Origin of the sequence: Paenarthrobacter sp. NCHU4564, from assembly GCF_052156435.1 — a bacterium.
Taxonomy (GTDB): Bacteria; Actinomycetota; Actinomycetes; order Actinomycetales; family Micrococcaceae; genus Arthrobacter.
This window is the reverse complement of record NZ_JBQLIS010000001.1, coordinates 239,547-260,560: the sequence shown is the minus strand read 5'-3', so window position 1 is coordinate 260,560 and position 21,014 is coordinate 239,547. Positions and strand designations below refer to the sequence as shown.

Below are 21,014 nucleotides of genomic sequence, written 5' to 3'. Positions count from 1 at the left end.
CATGCCTTCCAATCCTGATTTCCGTTCGCGTGTAGTTGCTTTGGAGCTCGACGGCGATGGGGCCCACCCGGCTGCGTGGCGCAAGGCCCTCCATGATCCGCAGGCACTGTTGGGGGGCCAGCGGATCCGGGAGACTGTCCAGGCCGCCGATATTGCCGGCTTCCACTTGGCTACCTTCAAGGACAGCCGGGTGGTGGACAAAGGAACCACCGGAATTCCCGTGCGCCTCGATGCCATCCAGCGGGCAGCCTTTGCCGCGCCCGTCACCCGCTCCCTGGGACTGGTCCCGGAAGCAGGGACGCTCTTCACCGAGCCGTTCCACCTTGCCACGCAGCTGGCCAGCCTCGACTACTCCTCGCACGGCCGGGCCGGCTGGCTGGTCAACGCGGACAACTTTGCCGCGGAAGCCCGGTCCGTGGGCCGCACGCCGCTTCCCGGGGACGAAGTGATCAGCGAGGCAGCCGATGTTGTCCAGGCCAACCGCAGGCTCTGGGACTCCTGGGAAGATGACGCTGTCATCCGCGACGTTGCCACGGGCCGCTACCTGGACCGCGGAAAGCTGCACTATGCCGATTTTGAAGGCGAGCGGTTCGCCGTGAAGGGCCCGTCCATCATTCCGCGTCCACTCCAGGGCCAGCTGGTGGTGTTCGCCCCCGCAAGCCTGCTTCCCGCCGTCGAAGCTGACGTGGCCCTGGTCTCCGCCGGCACGGCCGACGACCTGGCCCAGGCAGCACAAGAGGCAGCGGCGGCAGGTGCGCAGCGGACGGTCGTTGAACTGGATGTGATCCTGGACGCCCGGGGGCAAACCGCAGCCAGCCGGCTTGCGGAGCTTGATGCCCACGAAAAGTGGCAGGGCGGAGCGCGCTACGTGGGCGATCCCGATGGGCTCGTGGAACTCCTCACGGCGCTCTTTGCAGCCGCAGACGGCGTGCGCCTCAAGCCCGCAGTGCTGGACATCGACCTGCCGGAGCTTGCCCGCAAGGTGCTGCCTGAACTGCACAAGTCCGGGCTCGTAACGCCGCCAAAGCCAGGCACGACGCTGCGCGAAATTTTCCGCCTTCCACGCCCCGCCAACCGCTACGCCGCAGCCTGAACAAGGCCAAGAACAAGGCAGAGAGCAGAACCATGACCAAGCATCACCGCATCGCAGGCAACGGCCGGATCCAGTTCGGTGTCTTTTTCCAGGGCGTCAACCACACCACGGTGTGGAAGGACCCGGCCAGCGGCTCGCAGACCGACTTCGAATCCTTCCGCCGCGTGGCACAGACAGCCGAACGAGGCCTTTTTACAGCCTTCTTCCTCGGCGAGGGCCTCCGCCTCCGCGAACACCTGGGCAGGATCCACGACCTGGACGTCGCAGGGCGGCCGGACGCGCAGACCGCCCTGGCCGCCCTGGCAGCCATCACCACCAACATCGGATTGGTGGCCACGCAGAACACCACGTACAACGACCCTGCGGACCTTGCCCACCGCCTCGCCAGCCTCGATCTGTTGTCGAGTGGCCGGGCTGCGTGGAACATCGTCACGACGGACAATGCATGGACCGGTGCCAACTTCAGGCGCGGCGGGTTCCTCAAGCACGAGGACCGCTATGTCCGGGCCGAAGCGTTCGTCCAGACGGCCAAGGCCATCTGGGATTCCTGGGCTGACGGCGCAATCGCCGGGTCCCGGAACGAGGCCCGCTGGCTCGCTGAGGGCAGCATCAGTCCGGTACAGCGCAAGGATCAAAGCTTCGACGTCGAGATCACCGGACGCCTACCCCGCTCCAGCCAGCACCACCCCGTGTTGTTCCAGGCAGGCGATTCACCGGACGGCCGCGACTTCGCGGTGAGGAACGCCGACGTCATCTTCTCGGCCCACCCCGAGCTGGAGGACGCGAAGAAGTTCCGCGAGGACATCGTGGCCGGGACCCTCAAAGCCGGCCGCCCTGCCGATGACGTGAAGATCTTCCCCGGCCAGGAATTCATCCTCGGCGCCACAGCCGCCGAAGCCGAGGAGAAGCACCAGTGGGTCCGTTCACAACAGGTTGGCCCGGAAACCGCGATCGCGTACCTTGAGCAGTTCTGGGGCCGGACGCTCACCGGGTATGACCCGGACGGGCCGCTCCCGGACATCGACCCGGTGGTGGACGTCACCAACCCCACGCGCGGCAACGCCTTCCACGGCAAGAGCGCCAAGGAGCTCGCAACCCAGTGGCGTGATGAGGCCAAAGACAAGGGCCAGTCCATCCGGCAATTCGTGGCTGCCCGTTCCCGCCTGAACGGCCGTGGACTGGTGGGCTCCTACGACGACGTCGCGGACAAGCTCGCCGAATACGCCCACGCGGGAGCCGTGGACGGTTTCAACATCACGCCCTGGATTGTCCCGACCGGCCTGGACGAGATCGTCAACGAACTTGTCCCCAGGCTCCAGGACCGCGGCGTCTACCGCACCGAATATGAAGGCTCCACCCTCCGCGAAAACCTCGGGCTCCGTGAGCCCCTCACCCGTCGCGGTTCACTCACCAGCCCCGAACTCACTGAAAGCGAAAACGTCGCATGAGAATCCCCAAACTGTCCGCAGCCCGCGGCACAAAGAAGCCTGCCGCCGTCGTCGGTGTCCTTGGAGCCGTCGCACTCCTTGCCTCCGCCTGCGGTGGAGGGGCCGACGCCGGTACGCAGCAAAGTGCGGCAGCCTCACCCGTGCCGGGTGGGAACCTGAACTTCGCGGTCTCCGTTGACCGTGGCTGCATCGACCCGCAGCAGGTGGGCAACAACGACGCGATCGCGATTGCCCGCCAGACCGTGGCCTCGTTGACCTCGCAGGACCCGAAGACCGGCGAAATCGTTCCTTGGCTTGCAGAGAAATTCGAGAACAACGCGGACGCCACGAGCTTCACGTTCACCCTGCGCACGGGAGCCACCTATGCGGACGGAACTGCGATTGATGCCGCTTCCGTCAAGACCAACTTCGAAGCCATCAAGGCCCTCGGTGCGAAGGCAACACTGGGCTCCACGTATCTGAGCGACGTCAGCGCCATTACCGTGAAGGATCCGAAAACCGTGGTGGTGGACTTCTCCAAGCCCAACGCCCAGTTCCTGCAGGCCACCTCCACCTTCACTCTGGGGCTCCTGTCTCCCGCCTCGGCCCAGTTGTCTGAGGCGGACCGTTGCGCCGGCAAGTTCTCGGGTTCGGGCCCCTTCAACGTCAAGAGTTACACCGTGGACAAGGAAGCGGTCCTGGAGCGTCGGGCCGGCTACAGCTGGCCGTCCTCCACCAACAGCAACAAGGGCGAGTCCTACCTTGACTCGGTGACGTTCAAGATCATTCCGGAGGCGGGCAACCGCACGGGCAGCCTGCAGTCCGGCCAGATCGATGCCACGGCGGCGATCTCTGCCGCGGACATCCAGTTGTTCAACGGGAACGGCTTCTGGAACGAGACCCGTGCCAACCCGGGCGTGGTCTATAACCTGTACTCCAACGAGTCCAACCCCAAGCTGAAGGAAACAGCTGTCCGCCAGGCGATCTCCAAGGCGATCAACCGCGAGGAAATCACCAAGACCCTCTTGACGGAGGCCGACCAGCCGGCAAAGGGCGTGCTCTCGCACACCACCCCGTACTTCAAGGATTTCAGCTCGTTGCTGGCCCACGATCCGGAGGGGGCCAGGAAGCTCCTGGACGACGCCGGATGGAAGCCAGGTGCCGATGGCATCCGCGAGAAGAACGGGGAGAAGCTCTCCTTCAAGGTCACGTACTGGCAGTCACCCAAGGAAGTCCTGGAGCTTGTCCAGCAGCAACTTAAAGCCATCGGCGTGGACCTGCAGTTGAAGTTCACCACGATTGCCGATGTCACCGCGGCCCAGGCGGACAAGACCTATGACTTCTCCTACGGCAACCTGACCCGAAGCGATCCGGACGTCCTGCGCACGGTCTTTGCCTCCAACACGGCCCGCGGCGGCAGCAATCTTCGCGAGAAACTTCCCGTCGACGACACCTTGGGGGAGCAGGCTGCGGCTTTGGACAAGGACGCCCGCCAGAAGCTGGTGGACCAGGCCCAGGAAGCCCTGATCAAGGACGCCCATTCCATCCCGCTGTACGAACTGTCCACCACGATTTCGGCCAGCGAGAAGGTCCACGACCTCAAGTTCGAAGCTTCCAGCCGCCTGGACTTCTACGACGCCTGGCTGAGCAAGTAGGCACCCCATGATCCGCTACATCGGCCGGCGGTTGCTGCAGGGAGCGTTTGTCCTCTGGGCCGCCTACACCGTGTCCTTCCTGATCCTGTACTTGCTGCCCGGCGACGCCGTGAGCATTATGGCCAGCGGCGACGAACAGAACGCCGTGGACCCCGCGCTCGTGGCCAAGCTGCGCAGCGAGTACGGGCTGGACAGGCCCCTCCACGAGCAGTACTTCATTGCGCTGGTCAAGGCCCTCCAACTGGACTTTGGCGTTTCCATCAAGAACGGAGTTCCTGCCACCGCAACCGTGGCCGAGGTCCTGCCGGAAACCATCAAACTGGCCGTTGCCGGGTTCGCCCTGGCCGTAGTCCTGGGGAGCGTGTTGGCGGTGGTTGCGGCGTTCAGCCGCAACCGCTGGATCCGCACGGCGTTCTCCTCGCTGCCCCCGCTGGGGATCGCGGTGCCCACGTTCTGGATCGGTCTGCTGTTGCTTCAGTTCTTCTCCTTCCGGTTGCGTCTGTTCCCGGCCATAGGGAACGACGGCGGCGAGAGCCTTGTGCTGCCGGCGCTGACTTTGGCGATACCCACCGCAGCCGTGATCGCGCAGTTGCTTACCCGCAGCCTCCACCAGACACTCGGGGAGCCGTACATCGAACAGATCCGGGCCAAAGGTGCCAGCGAAGCGCTGATCAACTTTGGACATGCGCTGAGGAACGCGGCCATCCCCACCCTGACCATGCTGGGCATACTCGTGGGAAACCTGCTGGCCGGCGCCGTGGTGAGCGAGACCGTGTTCTCAAGGGCAGGGATCGGCCGGCTGACCGTCACCGCAGTGAACAGCCGGGACATCCCCGTAGTGCAGACACTCGTAGTCCTGGCAGCAGCGATCTTTGTGATCACCAGCCTGATCGTTGACCTCATCTACCCACTCGTGGACCCACGCATCAATACGGCGCGCGGGGCCAAAGCCTAGGAGGCCGGCATGTCGCAGCAACTTGATACCCGCGTGGGAACTGCCGCGGATTCCCACTCCGTCATTGGGCTCCCGCAACAGGCCACCTTCCCGGAGGACACCACGGAAGCAGACCGCCCGGCGCCGGGGCTGTTCCCGGGGGTCCGGAAGGCCCTGGATTGGCGATCCCTGGCACGCCGGGCCGCCGTCCGGCCGGGGCTGGTGCTGTCCGTGCTGGTCCTGGCCACCGTGATCCTGTGGGCATTGATCCCGACAGCGTTCACGCCGTGGCCACCGGACGCGGGTGTTCCCTCGTCCCGGCTCAAACCGCCGTCCGCCGAGCACTGGTTCGGCACGGACAGCCTGGGCCGGGACCTGTTTTCCCGCGTGGTGCATGGTTCGGCGACGTCCCTCGCTGCAACTGCCGTGGCCGTTGCGGTGGGACTCGTTGCCGGATCCGCGCTGGGGCTGCTCGCCGGCTCGCTGCGGGGCTGGGTGGACGATGCGATCATGCGCGTCATGGACGTCCTCCTGGCCATCCCAAGCCTGCTGCTCTCGCTGGCCCTGATCACGGTCCTGGGCTTTGGCACCATCAACGTTGCCGTCGCCGTGGGTGTGGCCAGCGTGGCTAACTTTGCCCGCATCATGCGCGCCGAGGCCCTCCGCGTCAGCACCGCCGTCTACGTCGAGGCTGCCCGTTCGGCCGGGGTGCGCTGGCACAGCATCCTGATCCGGCACATCCTGCCCAATGCGGCCGGCCCGGTCCTGGCGCTGTCCGCGCTGGAGTTCGGCATGGCTGTGCTGTCCATTTCGTCGCTGAGCTTCCTCGGCTTCGGTGCTCCGCCGCCCGCAGCTGAATGGGGTTCGCTCGTGGCCGGAGGCCGCGATTACCTGGTTGCTGCGTGGTGGCTGGTGACCTTGCCCGGCGTGGTGATTGCCGCCGTCGTGCTGTCCACCAACCGCATTTCGCACGCGTTCCAGGACGCTGAAAGGAACCGGAAATGAGTCCGCTGCTGAAGGTCGAGGGGTTACGTGTCGATTACCTGGTCAACGGCCAACCGAAGACTGCCGTCTCAGGGGTATCGTTCGAGGTCAATGCCGGCGAGGTTGTGGCGATCGTGGGGGAGTCGGGATCGGGCAAAACCACCACCGCGCACTCCATCATCAACCTGCTTCCCGGAAATGCGCGGTTCGCTTCCGGCAGCATTAGCTTCGACGGCGCGGACCTCACCGCGCTGACCCGCAAGGAGTGGCAGGGCGTGCGGGGCAGGGAAATCGGGCTGATTCCGCAGGACCCGACGGCATCGCTCGACCCGCTGCAGAAGGTGGGCGAGCAGGTAGCGGAGGCCCTGACCATTCACCGCCTGCAACCCCGGAAAGAGGCTCGACGCCGGGCGGTTGAGCTATTGCAGGAGAGTGGCATCCGCGATGCCGCCACCCGCGCACGGCAATACCCGCACCAGTTCTCGGGCGGCATGCGGCAGCGCGTGCTGATCGCCACAGCCTTGGCTGCCCAGCCCAAACTCGTGATCGCCGACGAACCCACCAGCGCCTTGGACGTCACGGTGCAGCGCCAGATTCTGGACAACATCGCGGCCCTGACCGCCGAACGGGGCACGGCCGTCCTCCTGATCACGCATGACCTAGGTGTTGCTGCCGACCGGGCGGACCGGATCATCGTCATGAAGCAGGGCGCCATAGTGGAGGAGGGGCCGGCCGCCGAGGTCCTGGGCAATCCACGCCACGAGTACACACGCCAGCTCATTGACGCGGCTCCGGGGCTAAGTCCGCGGCGGCTCCGACCTGCCGCACCCGTGCGCGCTTCGGGGAAAGGCCCGACGGCGGCTGGTCAGGTGTTGCTGCAAGCAAACGTGCTGCGCAAGGTCTTTTCCCTGCCAAGGACTGCCGGTGGCGCGCGTTTACTGACCGCTGTGGATGACGTTTCCCTGGACATCCGCCGTGGCGAGACGCTGGCTTTGGTGGGCGAGTCCGGTTCCGGAAAGAGCACTGTGGCCCGCTTGCTGCTGCGATTGGAGAAGCCGACCTCCGGTTCGGTGGTGTTCGACGGCGTCGACCTCGCCTCGGTCAGGGGTGAGCGCTTGCGCCAGTTGCGGAGGCGCTTCCAGGTGGTGTTCCAGAGCCCTTACGCCTCAGTGGATCCGCGGTTTTCCGTGGAGGACATCATCGCCGAACCGCTCCGGGCGTTCTCTGAAGGTTCGTCTGCTGAGCGGCGTGACCGGGTACGTTCCTTGTTGGAGGAAGTTCATCTGCCCTCCGACTATGGTTCCCGGAAGCCGTCGGAGCTCTCCGGTGGTCAGCGACAGCGCGTGGCCATTGCCCGGGCACTCGCTTTGAAACCGGAGCTCGTGGTGCTCGATGAGGCAGTTTCTGCGCTGGACGTGTCGGTTCAAGCCCAAATCCTGTCCCTGCTGGTGGAACTGCAGGAACACGAGTCGCTGAGCTATCTGTTCATCTCGCACGATCTCGCCGTGGTGCAGCAGATCTCTGACCGCGTGGCAGTAATGAAAGCGGGCAGGCTCGTGGAGATCGGCGACGCCTTGGACGTCCTTGTGAACCCTGTGGAGGAATACACGAGGGCTCTGATCTCGGCCATCCCGGGCCGTCAGCTCCCGGCTGAGACGTTCGAAAGGCTTGATCCGGTCCCCTTGAAATGAGCCATGAAGGACCTGCGCGTGTCCGCGTAGAATGGGGGCACTGAACCCCCGGGGCTCTGGAGGGCAATATCTGTCATGTCGCACATTGATCGCAAGGCTCTGGTTTCGGCTGTCATTGGACTGGTCATAGCGATTGTTCCAGCGTTGCTCGGCGCCCCCGAACTCGCGCCCCTGATTGGATGGGCTGTAGCCGGCGGCGTCTTCCTGGTCTGGGCGTGGTCCAAGGCCTGGCCCGCGGGGCCTGAGGCCACGGGTGAACTCGCCCGCCAGGAAGGCCGTTCCCGACGTCTCGTCGATTCCCTCATCACGGCAGCGACGTTCGTCAGCCTGGTGGCGGTCGTCTTCGCGTTGATCCGCAGCCAGCAGAAGGACCTTATAGGCATAGCCGCGGCGGTTCTGGCGGCTCTGGGCGTGATACTCGCGTGGGCGCTCGTCAACACTGTCTATGCGTTCAAGTACGCCAGGATGTACTACCACGACGACCAGCACCGCTTCAGCTTCAACCAGGACGAGGACCCGTCGTACAGCGACTTTGCCTATGCGGCATTTTCCATCGGCATGTCATATAACGCGAGCAATGTCAGCGAGTCATCCACTCCCTCGCGCAGGATTGCTTTGGGGCACGCTTTGCTCTCATATTTCTTCGGCACCTTTGTGGTCGCGGTGGCGATCAACCTGATGGTCAGCCTTGGCCAGTCGGGTTGACCACGGCCAATCTGCGTGAGTACGGGATACCCCTGACCCTGGTGATTCGTGAATCTCCCCACTTTATTTTGAGTAGATCAAAATAACGATCTAGACTTGTGTACAGGCCAGAGCAGCCCTCGCGAATACCGCGCCGGTGAACATTCCCGGGCGGGCAGGGCTACGGCACACACCCCAAAGCCCTCCTGCTTGTGCGGCGCCGGAACCAGAACCGCCCTGTTCCTGAACCCAAGGAGACCCCCATGACCGTATTGGCTGAACGCCCCGTAACAACCCATTCCGCTACCGAAACCGCGGCCGTTACCCCTGCACTGCGCAAGGGCAGCTACGTAACTCTCCCCGCCGGAACGTCGCAGGTCCGCTCTGAAGGTTCCTATGTCACAGTCCCCGGCAACCGGAACATCCCGCCTGTCATCCCAGCCAGCTATGTCAAGGTAGCCGGCGCTCCCGCTGTAACCGCCGGACCCGTCGGCGGCAACTACGTAACGCTTTCGACGGCAGCTTAAACCCCCGGAATGTTCTGGTGGAACGCCGGAACCGCCGACGACGACACGCACTGTGTCGTCGTCCGCCTTTAAAGGCAAAGCACTAGAACAACGGCCACGGTACCGCCGGCATCTGCCCGTGCGGAGCCGGAAACCGCCCGGACGAGCGCAATACCGCACAGCGGGCCGTGAGCGCAGCGATTTCGCCGGCGCTGAGCAAACCCTCCAGATCCTGGCCCAGCCCACCGCGGAGCCCTTCGCTGACACGTTCAACGCCTTCGTGTTCATCGGCGGTCAGGGCGTCACCCAGCCACCCCCACAGGACCGTGCGAAGCTTGTGATCGCTGTGAAAGGTGAGCCCATGATCCACCCCGTGCCGGTGCCCATCAGACATGGCGAGAACATGATTGCCCTTGCGGTCGGCGTTGTTGACGATCACGTCGAAGACCGCCATGCGCCGGAGGGCCGGTGTGTCTTCGTGAACCAGGGCGACCATTCGACCGGTCTCGTCCTGGCCTTCGAGGACTTGTTTCCAGCCCGTCGCGGGGACATGCTCCCTGTCCACCAGGTCCACGGCGCTGTGGCCGGGATCCTGGTCCTTCCAGAGCTGCACCATTCCCCGGCCCAAAGGACCATCGCGCAGCCATGTGTGCGGCACGATGTCCCAACCGAAAACCTCCGAGACCAGGTAAGCGGCGACTTCCCGGCCCGCCAGGGTGCCCTGGGGAAAATCCCACAGCGGGCTTTCGCCTGCTATCGGCTTGTAGACGACAGGCAGGTCGCCGATGCTGCCCAGGAAAGTAGCGTTCGAGGCTGTCGTGATGCGACCGGTGAGCGACAGCTCGTCGTTAACCAGGTCCGGTGCCGGCATCAGGCCTCTGGAACGGCGCAGGTGTGCCCGTCGGCGTCCATGGGGTAACCGCAAAGCGGACACGTTGGACGCCCTGCGGCTACGATCTCGCGCGTACGCTTGGCAAATGCCCGGGCTGTACCGACAGGCATCCGCACCAGCAGCATTTCTGTCTCTTCAGCGGCTTCGTCAACATCGTCGGCGTCATGAAGGGGATAGGCCTCAACCACAATCTGGGCAGTGGTTGGGTCCCAGCCAAGGCTCATTGTGCCGGCGCGGAACTGCTCCTGGGGAGCCTCGAGCGGGTCATCGTCGACGAGTTCCACGGGAGTGCCCGTAGGAACACTGAAGGGGTTGTCCTCAAGGGTTATGAGCTGGTCGAGCAGTTCGTCGATCTTCTCACCGAGCTGTGCCGACTGCTGCTTCTCGAGGCCAACACTCACGATCTGCTTCCCTGCGCGGACCTGCAGGTAGAACGTTCGCTCTCCTGGACGGCCGATGGTGCCAATGACCACCCGGTCAGGCCAGGCAAACTCATGAACACGCGTAGGCATGTGAGTATTCTAGGCACATGCGGTTTACGGCGTCTTCCGGCCTGCGCCGCCGCCAACGGGAGCATCGCCGGATTGCAGGCCGTTCGCCAGCCACGACAGGTTGCCGGCCTCGGTGTTGGTCGCATATACGCTCGGCCGCTGAGCGCCGTAATGGACGATCGATACGGACGCGGGGCCAACATTAATTCGCTGGAACAGGTCAAGGTGCATCCCGAGGGCGTCGGCGAGGATCGACTTGATGACGTCACCGTGGCTCACGGCCACCCACACCGCCCCCGGTCCGAATTCCGCTTCGAAGGCTGCATCATGCCGGCGGACCGCTGCCACTGCCCGGGCCTGCATACCGGCCATGGATTCACCGCCGGGAAAAACGACGGCGGACGGGTGCGACTGTACAAGGGGCCATAATTCCTGGGCCGCGAGGTCGCTGAGCGGGCGACCCTGCCATTGGCCGTAGTCGCACTCGGTGAGGTCGGGGTCGACGGGTGCATAGGGTGAGCCAGGCTGCCGGTCAAGGATGAACCGGGCGGTTTGCAGGCAACGCTCCAGTGGGCTCGATACCACTCCCGCGACAGGCACAGCCGAGAGCCGTTCTCCGGTGCGGGCCGCTTGTTCACGACCGGTATCGTCCAGGCTGACGCCGAGGGCCCGCCCGGCCAGCAGTCCGGTGGCATTGGCTGTGGTGCGGCCGTGCCGTACGAGAATAACTGTCGCCATGCACCCAGCCTATCCACCCGCTGGAGAGCGCGCTTGACCCGATAGCGCGCTCAAGCTGGACGAACGGGCAGTGATCGGCCGGTGCGGTGCACGATGTCTTTCACGAAGCGGCCTGTACGGAATCCATGGCGGCGTGGGCGGGCTCGTTCTATTCGAGACCCAGCAGTGCGTTTTCGGAGACTTCGGGCAGGGCGGGGTGGATCCAGTATTGCTTGGCGGCGAAGTGGCGCAGATCGAGGTCGAAGGCCAGGGCGGTAATCATCTGCTGGATCAGGGTTGATGCCTGGGGGCCCATGTAGTGGGCGCCGAGAAGTTTGCCGCTGTCCCGGTCGGCGATGAGCTTGCAGATTCCAGTGGTGTCCTCCAGGGCCCATCCGTAGGCGACGTCCCCGTACTCCTGGACTTTGATGGTCACATTGTGTCCTTGCTCCCGGGCCTGGGCTTCGGTCATTCCGACAGTTGCAATCTGGGGGTGCGTGAAGGTGGCGGCAGGAACATGGTCGTGTGGCATGCTCTTGAGGTTCTCCGGGTTCAACAGGTTGTGGCGGACGGCGCGCATCTCGGCGTTGGCGACGTGTTTGAGCATGTAAGGCGAGGAGACATCGCCGAGTGCCCAGACGCCGGCGGCGGAGATCGAACGGCCGTACTGATCGACCTTGATCCGCCCGGAGTCCGTCATCTCGATTCCCCCGGAAGGCAGGTCCAGCAGGTCCCCGTTCGGGACACGCCCGGTGGCTACCAGAAGTACTTCCCCGCTCGCGGAGGAGCCGTCGTCCAACCGGACAGTTATGCCGGTGTCTGTAGCGTCGGCGCCAACAACGGTGCGACCGAACCGGACAGTGAAGCGTTCGGCGGCCAGTTCGTTGAACCGGTCGTGCAGGTCCTGGTCCAGGTTCCGCAGGAGCGTTGAGCGGGCGATGATCGTGACCGTGGTGCCGAGGGCGTCGAAAACGTGGGCGAACTCCATGGCGATATAGCCTCCGCCGATGATCACCATGGACCGTGGCAGCTGCGGCAGGCGCATGATGTCCTCATTGGTGTGGTAGCGCACGCCGGATGAGCAGATGGCCGCCGGGATATAGGGCCGCGAGCCGGCGGCAATGACGATCTGGTCGGCGGAGATGGTTGTCCGGTGGGAACCCTGCCCGGTGCTGAGGGTACGTTCTCCAACGAAGACCGCGGGCTGGTCGTAGACGTCGATGTTAGGAGTCCGCGGCCCGCGGCGATATTCTTCCCCGGAAGCAGCGATCGGGTCGATGCGGTTGCCAAAGATGCGGTCCACCAGTGCGGGCCAGTCCACGGACTTGACCTCTGCGTGAATTCCCAGCCGCCCGGATCGAAGGGTCTGGAGTGCGGTGTCGGCAGTGTGTACGTACATTTTCGACGGGATGCAGCCGGCATTGAGGCACGTGCCGCCGAAGGGGCCTTTTTCAATGATCGCTATCGACCGGTCTTCGAACTCCGGCCCGGGAAGGGAGTTCCCGGATCCGGCACCGATGATGATCAGGTCGTAGTGCCGGTCCGCGGCGGCGCTGCTGGCGGCATTGTGCATGAGTGGTCCCTCCTCCAGGGTTTCCTCAACACTAGTGAACCCCTGCGGCGTTTAGGCTTGGTCCATGTCGACTGACGAAGAAAAAGACCCTCCGGTTCCCGCGGACGTTGAGGGCAAGATCCCGAAGAAAGTTCACGATGCGCCGGAAGCGGCCGCGTCGCCGGTGGACGATCCTGACGAAACAGAGGCAGCCCGCCAACCCGGGCCAGGCCGCACGCAGCCTTAAACATGGGTGTCTGGCGGTTTCCGGTCATTGGCGGGACGCGGGTACTACAGTTGATACATGGCTGCCGGCCGCAATCCGCTTGATGAGCTGCGTGAAACCATAGGCCATCTGGCTAACCAGTTGAAGCTGCCAGGTTCGGAACGCGTTGACGACCTGGTCGGTGAACTCGTTGGTGCCAGGCCCCAGCCGGCCAGGCCGTTGTCCGAGGTCCAGGCCGAGCTCGATGCCCTGGTGGGCCTGGAGACCGTGAAGGAACAGGTGCGGGCGCTCGTCGCTTTGCTCCAGGTCCAGGCCCGTCGCAAGGCACATGGCCTCCCGGAAGTAGCCACATCCCAACATCTGGTGTTCCTCGGAAACCCGGGAACAGGCAAGACCACCGTTGCGCGGCTCCTGGCCGAGATGTACCGCGCAGTCGGTTTGCTGCAAAAAGGCCACTTGGTGGAGGTCGACCGTTCAGGCCTGGTGGGGCAGTACGTCGGAGCGACCGCCATCAAAACCGACAGGGTCATCCGGCGTGCGCTGGACGGGGTGCTGTTTATCGACGAGGCCTATGCATTGGCCCCGGAGGACGGAAGGATGGACTTCGGTCCCGAGGCGATCGAAGTCCTGCTCAAACGGATGGAGGACCACCGGCACCGGCTTGTCGTGATCGTGGCGGGGTACCCGCGCCTGATGGAAGCCTTCCTGCTTTCCAACCCTGGACTGCGCTCGCGTTTCTCCCGCGAGATCACTTTCCCCGATTACTCGGTGGATGAACTCCAAACGATCTTCCACCGGATGCTTGCCCAGCATGAGTACACGCTGGATGCCGATGCTGACCATATGCTGCGCCGCATCCTTGCAGGGCTCCACGCAGGCGAAGACTCCGGCAACGCACGATTCGCCCGGACGCTGTTCGAACAGGCGCTCAACCGCCAGGCGTTGCGGTTGTCGCGGGATGAAGATCAAAGCCTCGATTCCCTCGAGCGTGAGCCCCTCACCACCCTCACGGCCACTGACCTCGTCGAGGCCGCACTTGCCCTGGGTGAGGAGCCGGAGCCGGACATAACCCCGGAACCGGAACGGCCACGCTGGTGGCGCTGGCTGGCGTGACGTGTCTTGTCACGGGATGGGGCAGTGCCCCGGTCTGTTCATGACCACTTGATGACCACGTCCGCCAAGGCCTTGGTGCCTTCGACGTAGTGGGCGTTGGTTTCGTCGGGACCGTGTGCCCAGGCTTCGGCTGCGGCCTGTTCCATCCCCGAGGCCATGTGGCGCTGGATGAGGCGGGGGATGCGGAGGGCCGGGGGAGTTTCAACAAACCAGACTTCGTCCAGCAAGCCCCGGATCCTGCTCCACTGGCCTTCCCGAGCGAGGAGGTAGTTGCCTTCCGTGAGGACATGGGTCACGCTCCGAAACACCGGGATGGAGGCTGCTACCGGCTCTTCGAGGCCCCGCCGGTACGCAGGTGCGTATACGACGTCTTCGTCGTTGCGGCGGAGCCGATCCAGGAGCGACAGGTATCCTCCGGCATCAAAGGTGTCAATGGCCCCTTTCCTCTCCCGGAGCGGTGTGCCGTCAATGATGGCATTCGCCAAGTGGAAACCATCCATGGGCACCACCGCACTCGCGTCACCGAGCTCCTTGCTCAGAAGCCCGGCAAGGGTGGACTTTCCTGCGCCGGGAGGGCCCACCAGTCCAATGATCCGGCGATGTCCGGAGGCGGTTCCTTCGCGCAGCCGCTGTGCCAGCGCCGCGGCGTCGCCTGGAAGTTCGGGTTGCACTGTTTCCTTTCCTGCCCGGCGGGCCGGCTGTTGCCGGGAACCTGAGCCCTCCGGTCATCGCATCATCGCCAAGCTCGTCCTCAGACCAGCGGCAGTCCTACGGCGCCAGTCGGTCGCCCCTGCGGTGGACCCGGAACCAGCTATAGCCGTATCTTCCCACGTCAACCGAGAAGCTGCCGTCCGGATCCAACGGCGCGTTGCCGCCGTCGAGCAGGTCAAGCAGCACAGCTCCCCGGTAGGCCTGCCGCGGACCGTCCTCCGGCCCAATCCGTCCACGTACCTTCACCGGAGCCTCACCGAAGTTGTGCAGCAGGACCAGCATTCCGCCGTCGGCGGTCAGCGAGTGGGCGAGCACGGAAGGTTCGTCTTGTTCGATCACTGCGAACTGGCCCCAACCCAGTTCGGGTGACTCCCGGTAACGTGCAATCAGCGCGGCCATGAATGTGAATAGAGAATCAGGGTCACGTTTGCCGGCGGCCGCATTGACCCGGTCCGGTCCGTACTCGCCGCGCACCGGCGGAGCCACCAGCTCCGAGCTTTTGGCAGTGGAGAATCCGCCGTTCTTTTCGCTGTTCCATTGCATCGGCGTGCGCACCGCGGCGCGGCTTCTTTGCCGCAGGTCTTCTCCCATGCCGATCTCTTCGCCGTAGAAAAGCACGGGCGTCCCGGGCAATGAGAACATCAGCGAATACACCATCCGCAGCCGATCCTGGTCACCGCCGAGCATTGGCGGAAGCCGGCGGCGCAGTCCCCGGCCGTAGATCTGCATGTTTTTCCGAGGCCCGAATGCCTGGAAGACTTCCTGCCGCTCACCCTCACTGAGTTTGTCGAGGGTGAGTTCGTCATGATTGCGGACGAACATCGCCCACTGGTTGTCCGGATGGATGGCCGGCCGGCTCTTGAGGTTCTCCGCCAGCGGACGGGCATCCTGCCGGGCCAATGACAGGTAGAGGTGCTGCATGGACATGAAGTCGAACTGCATGTTCAGCTCGTTGCCCTCCGGTCCGCCGAAGTATTCAAGTTGTTCCTTGTAGGGCAGGTTCACTTCTCCCAACAGCACGGCGCTGCCGTTGCGCCTGCTGACGAAGCTTCGGAGTGCCGACAGGTAACCATGTGGATCGATGGTCGCTGCTTCGTCCTTGGGCTGTCCCCGTGTCTCCAGGAAGAAGGGCACGGCATCGAGCCGGAAACCGTCCAGGCCCAGTTCCAGCCACAGCCCCATCGCCTTCGCGATCTGCTCCCGGACCCGCGGATTGGTGACGTTAAGGTCCGGCTGGTGCTTGGCAAACATGTGGAGGTACCACTCACCGGTGCCCTCATCCTGCGTCCACAGCGAGTTCTCTTCCCCTGGGAACACGACCTCCGAGGACGTGTCCGGGGGAGTGTCCTGCCGCCACACATAGAAGTCGCGGTATGGGTTGTCAACCGACTTCCGTGCCTCGACGAACCAGGGGTGTTGGTCCGAGGTGTGGTTCACTACAAAGTCCGCAATGACCCGCATGCCCCGGTCCTTGGCCGCGCGGATGAACTCCACGAGGTCCCCGAGCGTGCCCAGCCGGGGGTCGACGCCGAAAAAATCGGTGACGTCGTAGCCGTCGTCGCGGTCCGGGGACGGGTAGAACGGCATCAGCCAGATGCAGGTCACACCGAGCGCGGCGAGGTAGTCCACCCGCTGCGCCAGACCGGCGAAGTCTCCGGTGCCGTCGCCGTCGTGGTCATGGAAGGTCTCCACGTCCAGGCAGTAGATGACGGCGTTCTTCCACCACAGATCGGACGTTTGGGCAGTCTTCATGGCTCAATGCCCGACGCCGGTTGGGCAGCTGCCGTGGCCTGCTGCGGTTCAGAGGCGGTTGCGCCGGTATCGCTTCCGCGGCCGCGCAGCTGCGGCAGGACATCGGAGCCGAACGCCTCGATGAAGGGCGCCTGCTCCTGGCCTACGAAATGCAGGTACAGTTCGTCGAAGCCCAACTCCACGTATCGGGCCAGCCACTCCGCGTGTTGCCCTGGGCTCGCGGAGACGTTGACCGCGCTGCGGACCTGCTCTTCACCCACGTGCTCTGCCGTGCCGTCGAAGTGCGCCGCTGTGGGGAGGTCCCACGGAATGGGCGGCGCGAACGTGTTGGTTCGCCACTGGTCGAGGGCGAGTGCGGCTGCTTCCGTCTCTTTTGGAGCCCAGGACAGGTGCACCTGCAGTACCGCTTTCCCCTGGCCGCCGCTGTCCCGGTACGCCGCCAGCATCTCCCGCAGCTTGGAAGCGGGCTGGTTCACGGTGATCAGGCCGTCCGCCCATGCGGCGGCCCTACGGGCCGTGTCCACGCTGATGGCGGGTGCGATCAACGGCGGCGGGGAGTCGGGAACATCCCAGATCCTTGCCTGCTCCACGGACACCAGCCCCCGGTGGGTGACTTCCTCTCCGCGGTGGAGCCGGCGGATGACCTCCACGCACTCTTCCAGCCTGGCTTGCCGGATGTCCTTGGGTGGCCATGGGTCACCCGTAATGTGTTCGTTCATATTTTCACCGCTGCCGGGTGCGAACCAGAAGCGGCCGGGGAACATGCTGGCCAGAGTTGCGGAAGCGTGCGCGATGATGGCGGGGTGGTACCTCTGCCCGGGCGCGGTTACCACCCCGAACCGCAGGCCCGTGGAAGCCAGTGCCGCCCCCAGCCAGGACCAGGCAAAACCGGAGTGTCCTTGGCGTGAGGACCACGGCTCGATGTGGTCCGAGCACATGGCGGCGTCGAAACCGGCACGTTCGGCGTGCTGGACGTCCTTGAGCAATTGGCCGGGACTGATCTGTTCATGCGATGCGTGAAAGCCGACGGTTACCATCGTTAATCTCTATCGTCACCCACCGCGCTGTGTCGAGGGTTTGCCGGTTGCGCGATTGTTCCCGGGTGCTTGTACGGGGCGCAGGGGCATTCAACAAGTCATGGCGCAACATGACGGCTGCGTTAAGTTGCGCTGGTCACATCTGTTTGCTTCTTTCCGGCCGATACGACCAGTCTTGCATCACCCTATTTTTCAGCGCTTGTCAGCGCGTGCCCAACGAAGGACACCATTTATGACTGACGTTCTCTGGTTTTCTGATCTTGGCCTGTCCGACCTTGACCAGGTTGGCGGCAAGAATGCTTCCCTCGGCGAAATGGTCCGCAGCCTCGCCTCGGCGGGCGTGAAGGTTCCGGACGGTTTTGCGACGACGGCCGATGCGTATCGGCGGTTCCTGAGCGAGTCCGGTCTGGACGGCCGGATCGAATCCATGCTGGAAGGCCTGGACAGCGGCGACGTGGCCGCTTTGGCCCGGGTTGGCCAGCAGATCCGTGACGCGATCCGTGAAACTCCGTTCCCGGCCGGCTTCGAAGAAGAAATCCGCGCCGCGTACACCCGCTTGACGCAGGAACATGGCGGGGAGGTTTCGTGGGCCGTGCGTTCCAGCGCCACGGCCGAGGATCTGCCGGACGCTTCGTTCGCCGGGCAGCAGGAGACGTTCCTGAATATCCGTGGAATCGAGAACATCCTGGTGGCGATCAAGGATGTTTTTGCTTCGCTTTACAACGACCGTGCCATTGCCTACCGCGTGCACCACGGCTTCACGCATTCCGAGGTGGCCCTGTCCGCTGGCGTGCAGCGGATGGTGCGTTCGGACATCGGCGCCTCAGGCGTGATGTTTACGATGGACACCGAAACGGGGTTCCAGGACGCTGTGTTCATTACCTCTTCCTATGGACTGGGCGAGGCCGTGGTCCAGGGGGCAGTCAACCCGGATGAGTTCTATGTCCACAAGCCGGGCCTGGCCGCCGGGCGTCCCGCCGTCTTGAAGAGGGGCCTTGGCGAGAAGGCTATCCAGATGGTTTACACCGACTCCCAGGAAGTGGGCCGGACCGTGGATTTCGTCCCCGTGGCCCCCGAACTGCGGCAGCGTTTCAGCTTGTCCGATGCCGAAGTGGAGCAGTTGGCCCGGCATGCGCTGGCCATTGAGGCGCACTATGGCCGTCCCATGGACATTGAATGGGGCAAGGACGGGGTGGACGGGGAACTGTACATCCTGCAGGCCCGCCCGGAAACGGTCGAGTCCCGGAAGGCCGCCGGTTCAGTTTCGCGCTACAAGCTCGCCGAGCGCTCCACGGTGCTGGTTGAGGGCCGTGCCATCGGCCAGCGGATCGGCGCCGGCCAGGTGAGGGTGTTGTCCTCGATTGACCAGATGGCGTCCTTCCAGGAGGGCGATGTCCTGGTGGCGAACATGACGGACCCGGACTGGGAACCGATCATGAAGAAGGCCGCTGCGATCGTCACTGACCGTGGCGGACGGACCTGCCACGCCGCGATCATTGCCCGGGAACTGGGGATCCCTGCGGTCGTTGGCACTGGCTACGCGTCTCAGATCCTCAAGGACGGCACCCCGGTGACGGTCTCCTGCGCGGAGGGTGAAGCCGGACTCGTGTACGAGGGACTACTGGAGTACACGCTGCAGGAGACCAGCCTCGAGACCATGCCGGAAGCGCCGGTAAAGATCATGATGAACGTCGGCACTCCGGAGCAGGCTTTCAGCTTCGCCCGCCTCCCGCACCATGGTGTGGGCCTGGCGCGGCTTGAGTTCATCATCAACCGCCAGATCGGTATCCACCCGAATGCGCTGCTGGCCGTCAACGGTGAAGTGGAGCGTCCGGCCGGCCTGGACGACTTCACGGTGCGCCAGATCAGGGAGAAGACCGCCGCCTACGACGGTCCCCGCGATTACTACATCCGCCGGCTGGCTGAGGGCATCTCAACGATCGCTGCCGCGTTCGCGCCGGAGCCGGTCATCATCCGGTTGTCCGACTTCAAGTCCAACGAGTACGCCAACCTGATCGGCGGCCCGGCGTTCGAACCTGAAGAAGAGAACCCGATGATCGGCTACCGGGGTGCGTCCAGGTACCTGTCCGGGTCCTTCCGGAAGGCCTTCGAACTCGAATGTGAAGCCCTGAAATACGTGCGCAACGAGATGGGCCTGACCAATATCAAGCTCATGGTTCCGTTTGTGCGGACCCTGGACGAGGCACGCGGTGTCATCGACCTGCTGGCGGAGAATGGGCTGCGTCGCGGCGACAACGGGTTGGAAATTGTGATGATGTGCGAGCTCCCGGCCAATGCGTTGCTCGCTGACGAGTTCCTGGAGTACTTTGACGGTTTCTCGATCGGTTCCAACGACCTGACCCAGCTGACCCTGGGACTGGACCGCGACTCCGCACTGGTTGCAGACGGTTTCGACGAGCGGAACCCCGCTGTGACCAAGCTGCTCGAGATGGCCATCTCCGCATGCCGGGCCAAGGGCCGGTACGTCGGGATCTGCGGCCAGGGACCCAGCGACCACCCGGACTTTGCCGAATGGCTCCTGGCACAGGGAATCAGCTCTATATCGCTGAATCCCGATGCCGTGACCGAAACCTGGCTGCGGTTGGCCCGGTCCGGCAGCCGCGCGGCTGTCTAAATGGCAGACCGGCATGCCGTGGGGGCGGGCGCCCAGCCGGCCCCCACGGTGTTCTTCCTTTCCGACAGCACGGGCATCACCGCTGAGACCCTCGGCAACACCCTGCTGACGCAGTTCCCGTCCCACCGGCTGGAGCGCCGGAGTATTCCGTTCATCACCACGGTCGACCAGGCACGCGATGTTGTGGCTGCCATCAACCGGGTGGCTGCCACGGGGCCCCGGCCGCTGGTCTTCTCCACCACCGTCAGCCCGGACGTGCGTGCCGTTCTTGCCCAGAGCTCCGGGCACTTCTTCGACCTGTTCGGTGCCCACATCGGCCAGCTGGAGCAGGCGCTCGGCTCCCCGGCCAACGGCCTGCCGGGCCAAGCGCACGGTGTGGGGGACCAGGTGCGGTACCAGTCGCGCATGGCAGCGGTCGAATACGCGATCGAACACGATGACGGCCAGTCCCTCCGGGCGCTGGAACGCGCCGAGTTGATCCTGATCGCACCCTCACGCTGCGGCAAGACCCCGACCACCATGTACCTGGCCCTCCAGCACGGCATCCTGGCTGCGAACTTTCCCTTGGTCGAGGAAGATTTCGAGAGCATGACGCTTCCCAAGCCGTTGCTGCCGTTCGCGAAAAAGTGCTTCGGCCTCACCTCCCAGCCGGTACGGCTGAGCCAGATCCGCCAGGAGCGCCGTCCCGGAAGCGCCTACGCCTCCATGGCCCAGTGCACCTTCGAGCTTCGCAATGCCGAGGACATGTACCGGGCCAACAACATCCCGTACGTAAACTCCGCCTCCATGTCCGTGGAGGAAATTTCCGCCACAGTCCTGCAACGCATGCAACTGCACCACTGACGGGCCCGCATAACGGAAGGGTACGACGGCGGGTGGCCGCCCGCCGTCGTACCCTTCCGTCAGCTTGGGGC

At 64.4% G+C, this 21,014-nt stretch carries 19 protein-coding genes; 12 read left to right on the top strand and 7 right to left on the bottom strand.

The window, feature by feature from the left end; translation table 11 throughout:
• Nucleotide 1 precedes the first annotated feature (1 nt).
• The 8 genes from ACSVIE_RS01160 to ACSVIE_RS01125 all read left to right on the top strand — a co-directional run bounded on the left by ACSVIE_RS01160 (nucleotide 2) and on the right by ACSVIE_RS01125 (nucleotide 8,995).
• On the top strand, nucleotides 2-1,093 hold the full coding sequence (locus ACSVIE_RS01160) for an LLM class flavin-dependent oxidoreductase (protein WP_426007407.1): 1,092 nt from the start codon (nucleotides 2-4) through the stop codon (nucleotides 1,091-1,093).
• Between the two features lie 32 nt (nucleotides 1,094-1,125).
• The gene (locus ACSVIE_RS01155) at nucleotides 1,126-2,541 is read left to right on the top strand and encodes an NtaA/DmoA family FMN-dependent monooxygenase (RefSeq protein WP_442422760.1); all 1,416 of its coding nucleotides are present in this window, start codon (nucleotides 1,126-1,128) and stop codon (nucleotides 2,539-2,541) included.
• A complete protein-coding gene (locus ACSVIE_RS01150) occupies nucleotides 2,538-4,175 on the top strand; it encodes an ABC transporter substrate-binding protein (RefSeq protein WP_426007409.1) in 1,638 nt (545 codons plus the stop codon). The genes ACSVIE_RS01155 and ACSVIE_RS01150 overlap by 4 nt, the downstream gene beginning before the upstream one ends.
• A 7-nt stretch (nucleotides 4,176-4,182) precedes the next feature.
• A complete protein-coding gene (locus ACSVIE_RS01145; protein WP_442422759.1) occupies nucleotides 4,183-5,130 on the top strand; it encodes an ABC transporter permease in 948 nt (315 codons plus the stop codon).
• 9 nt (nucleotides 5,131-5,139) lie between these two features.
• Nucleotides 5,140-6,114 carry an ABC transporter permease gene (locus ACSVIE_RS01140; RefSeq protein WP_442422758.1) on the top strand — a complete coding sequence of 325 codons (975 nt, stop codon included), beginning with the start codon at nucleotides 5,140-5,142 and terminating at the stop codon, nucleotides 6,112-6,114.
• Complete coding sequence (locus ACSVIE_RS01135) at nucleotides 6,111-7,784, top strand: dipeptide ABC transporter ATP-binding protein (protein WP_442422757.1); 1,674 nt, start codon at nucleotides 6,111-6,113, stop codon at nucleotides 7,782-7,784. The genes ACSVIE_RS01140 and ACSVIE_RS01135 overlap by 4 nt, the downstream gene beginning before the upstream one ends.
• 75 nt (nucleotides 7,785-7,859) lie before the next feature.
• A complete protein-coding gene (locus ACSVIE_RS01130) occupies nucleotides 7,860-8,489 on the top strand; it encodes a DUF1345 domain-containing protein (RefSeq protein ID WP_426007414.1) in 630 nt (209 codons plus the stop codon).
• A gap of 242 nt (nucleotides 8,490-8,731) precedes the next feature.
• On the top strand, nucleotides 8,732-8,995 hold the full coding sequence (locus ACSVIE_RS01125) for a hypothetical protein (protein ID WP_426007415.1): 264 nt from the start codon (nucleotides 8,732-8,734) through the stop codon (nucleotides 8,993-8,995).
• Between the two features lie 82 nt (nucleotides 8,996-9,077).
• On the opposite strand, the gene ACSVIE_RS01120 is transcribed toward ACSVIE_RS01125, so the two are convergent.
• From ACSVIE_RS01120 to mtr, 4 genes are all read right to left on the bottom strand, one after another.
• Nucleotides 9,078-9,845 carry an SCO1664 family protein gene (locus ACSVIE_RS01120; protein WP_426007416.1) on the bottom strand — a complete coding sequence of 256 codons (768 nt, stop codon included), beginning with the start codon at nucleotides 9,843-9,845 and terminating at the stop codon, nucleotides 9,078-9,080.
• The gene (locus ACSVIE_RS01115; RefSeq protein ID WP_426007417.1) at nucleotides 9,845-10,378 is read right to left on the bottom strand and encodes a DUF3090 domain-containing protein; all 534 of its coding nucleotides are present in this window, start codon (nucleotides 10,376-10,378) and stop codon (nucleotides 9,845-9,847) included. Before ACSVIE_RS01115 ends, ACSVIE_RS01120 begins: the two co-directional genes overlap by 1 nt.
• 24 nt (nucleotides 10,379-10,402) lie before the next feature.
• Nucleotides 10,403-11,095 (bottom strand): histidine phosphatase family protein, encoded by a 693-nt coding sequence (locus tag ACSVIE_RS01110; RefSeq protein WP_442422756.1) that lies wholly within the window; start codon nucleotides 11,093-11,095, stop codon nucleotides 10,403-10,405.
• A 148-nt stretch (nucleotides 11,096-11,243) separates the two neighbouring features.
• Entirely contained in the window at nucleotides 11,244-12,647 is a 1,404-nt protein-coding gene (gene mtr / locus ACSVIE_RS01105) for a mycothione reductase (protein WP_442422755.1), read from the bottom strand.
• Between the two features lie 64 nt (nucleotides 12,648-12,711).
• Between mtr and ACSVIE_RS01100 the strand changes: the two genes are divergently transcribed.
• Nucleotides 12,712-12,873: a hypothetical protein gene (locus tag ACSVIE_RS01100; RefSeq protein ID WP_442422754.1), complete on the top strand. Its 162-nt coding sequence runs from the start codon at nucleotides 12,712-12,714 to the stop codon at nucleotides 12,871-12,873.
• Nucleotides 12,874-12,930: 57 nt separating this feature from the next.
• Nucleotides 12,931-13,965, top strand: coding sequence for an AAA family ATPase (locus ACSVIE_RS01095; RefSeq protein WP_442422753.1), 1,035 nt, complete (start codon nucleotides 12,931-12,933; stop codon nucleotides 13,963-13,965).
• Nucleotides 13,966-14,003: 38 nt separating this feature from the next.
• Here ACSVIE_RS01095 and ACSVIE_RS01090 read toward each other — a convergent pair whose 3' ends face one another.
• From ACSVIE_RS01090 to ACSVIE_RS01080, 3 genes are all read right to left on the bottom strand, one after another.
• Nucleotides 14,004-14,636 carry a nucleoside/nucleotide kinase family protein gene (locus ACSVIE_RS01090; protein ID WP_442422752.1) on the bottom strand — a complete coding sequence of 211 codons (633 nt, stop codon included), beginning with the start codon at nucleotides 14,634-14,636 and terminating at the stop codon, nucleotides 14,004-14,006.
• Between the two features lie 97 nt (nucleotides 14,637-14,733).
• A complete protein-coding gene (locus ACSVIE_RS01085; RefSeq protein WP_442422751.1) occupies nucleotides 14,734-16,428 on the bottom strand; it encodes an alpha-amylase family protein in 1,695 nt (564 codons plus the stop codon).
• The gene (locus tag ACSVIE_RS01080) at nucleotides 16,425-17,465 is read right to left on the bottom strand and encodes a TIGR03885 family FMN-dependent LLM class oxidoreductase (RefSeq protein ID WP_426007424.1); all 1,041 of its coding nucleotides are present in this window, start codon (nucleotides 17,463-17,465) and stop codon (nucleotides 16,425-16,427) included. The genes ACSVIE_RS01085 and ACSVIE_RS01080 overlap by 4 nt, the downstream gene beginning before the upstream one ends.
• Before the next feature lie 232 nt (nucleotides 17,466-17,697).
• Here ACSVIE_RS01080 and ppsA point away from each other — a divergent pair, with 232 nt between their 5' ends.
• Together ppsA and ACSVIE_RS01070 are read left to right on the top strand one after the other, a co-directional pair.
• Nucleotides 17,698-20,100 carry a phosphoenolpyruvate synthase gene (gene ppsA, locus ACSVIE_RS01075; RefSeq protein WP_442422750.1) on the top strand — a complete coding sequence of 801 codons (2,403 nt, stop codon included), beginning with the start codon at nucleotides 17,698-17,700 and terminating at the stop codon, nucleotides 20,098-20,100.
• Nucleotides 20,101-20,943 carry a pyruvate, water dikinase regulatory protein gene (locus ACSVIE_RS01070; RefSeq protein WP_426007427.1) on the top strand — a complete coding sequence of 281 codons (843 nt, stop codon included), beginning with the start codon at nucleotides 20,101-20,103 and terminating at the stop codon, nucleotides 20,941-20,943. It abuts the gene before it with no gap.
• The last annotated feature ends 71 nt before the right edge of the window (nucleotides 20,944-21,014 follow it).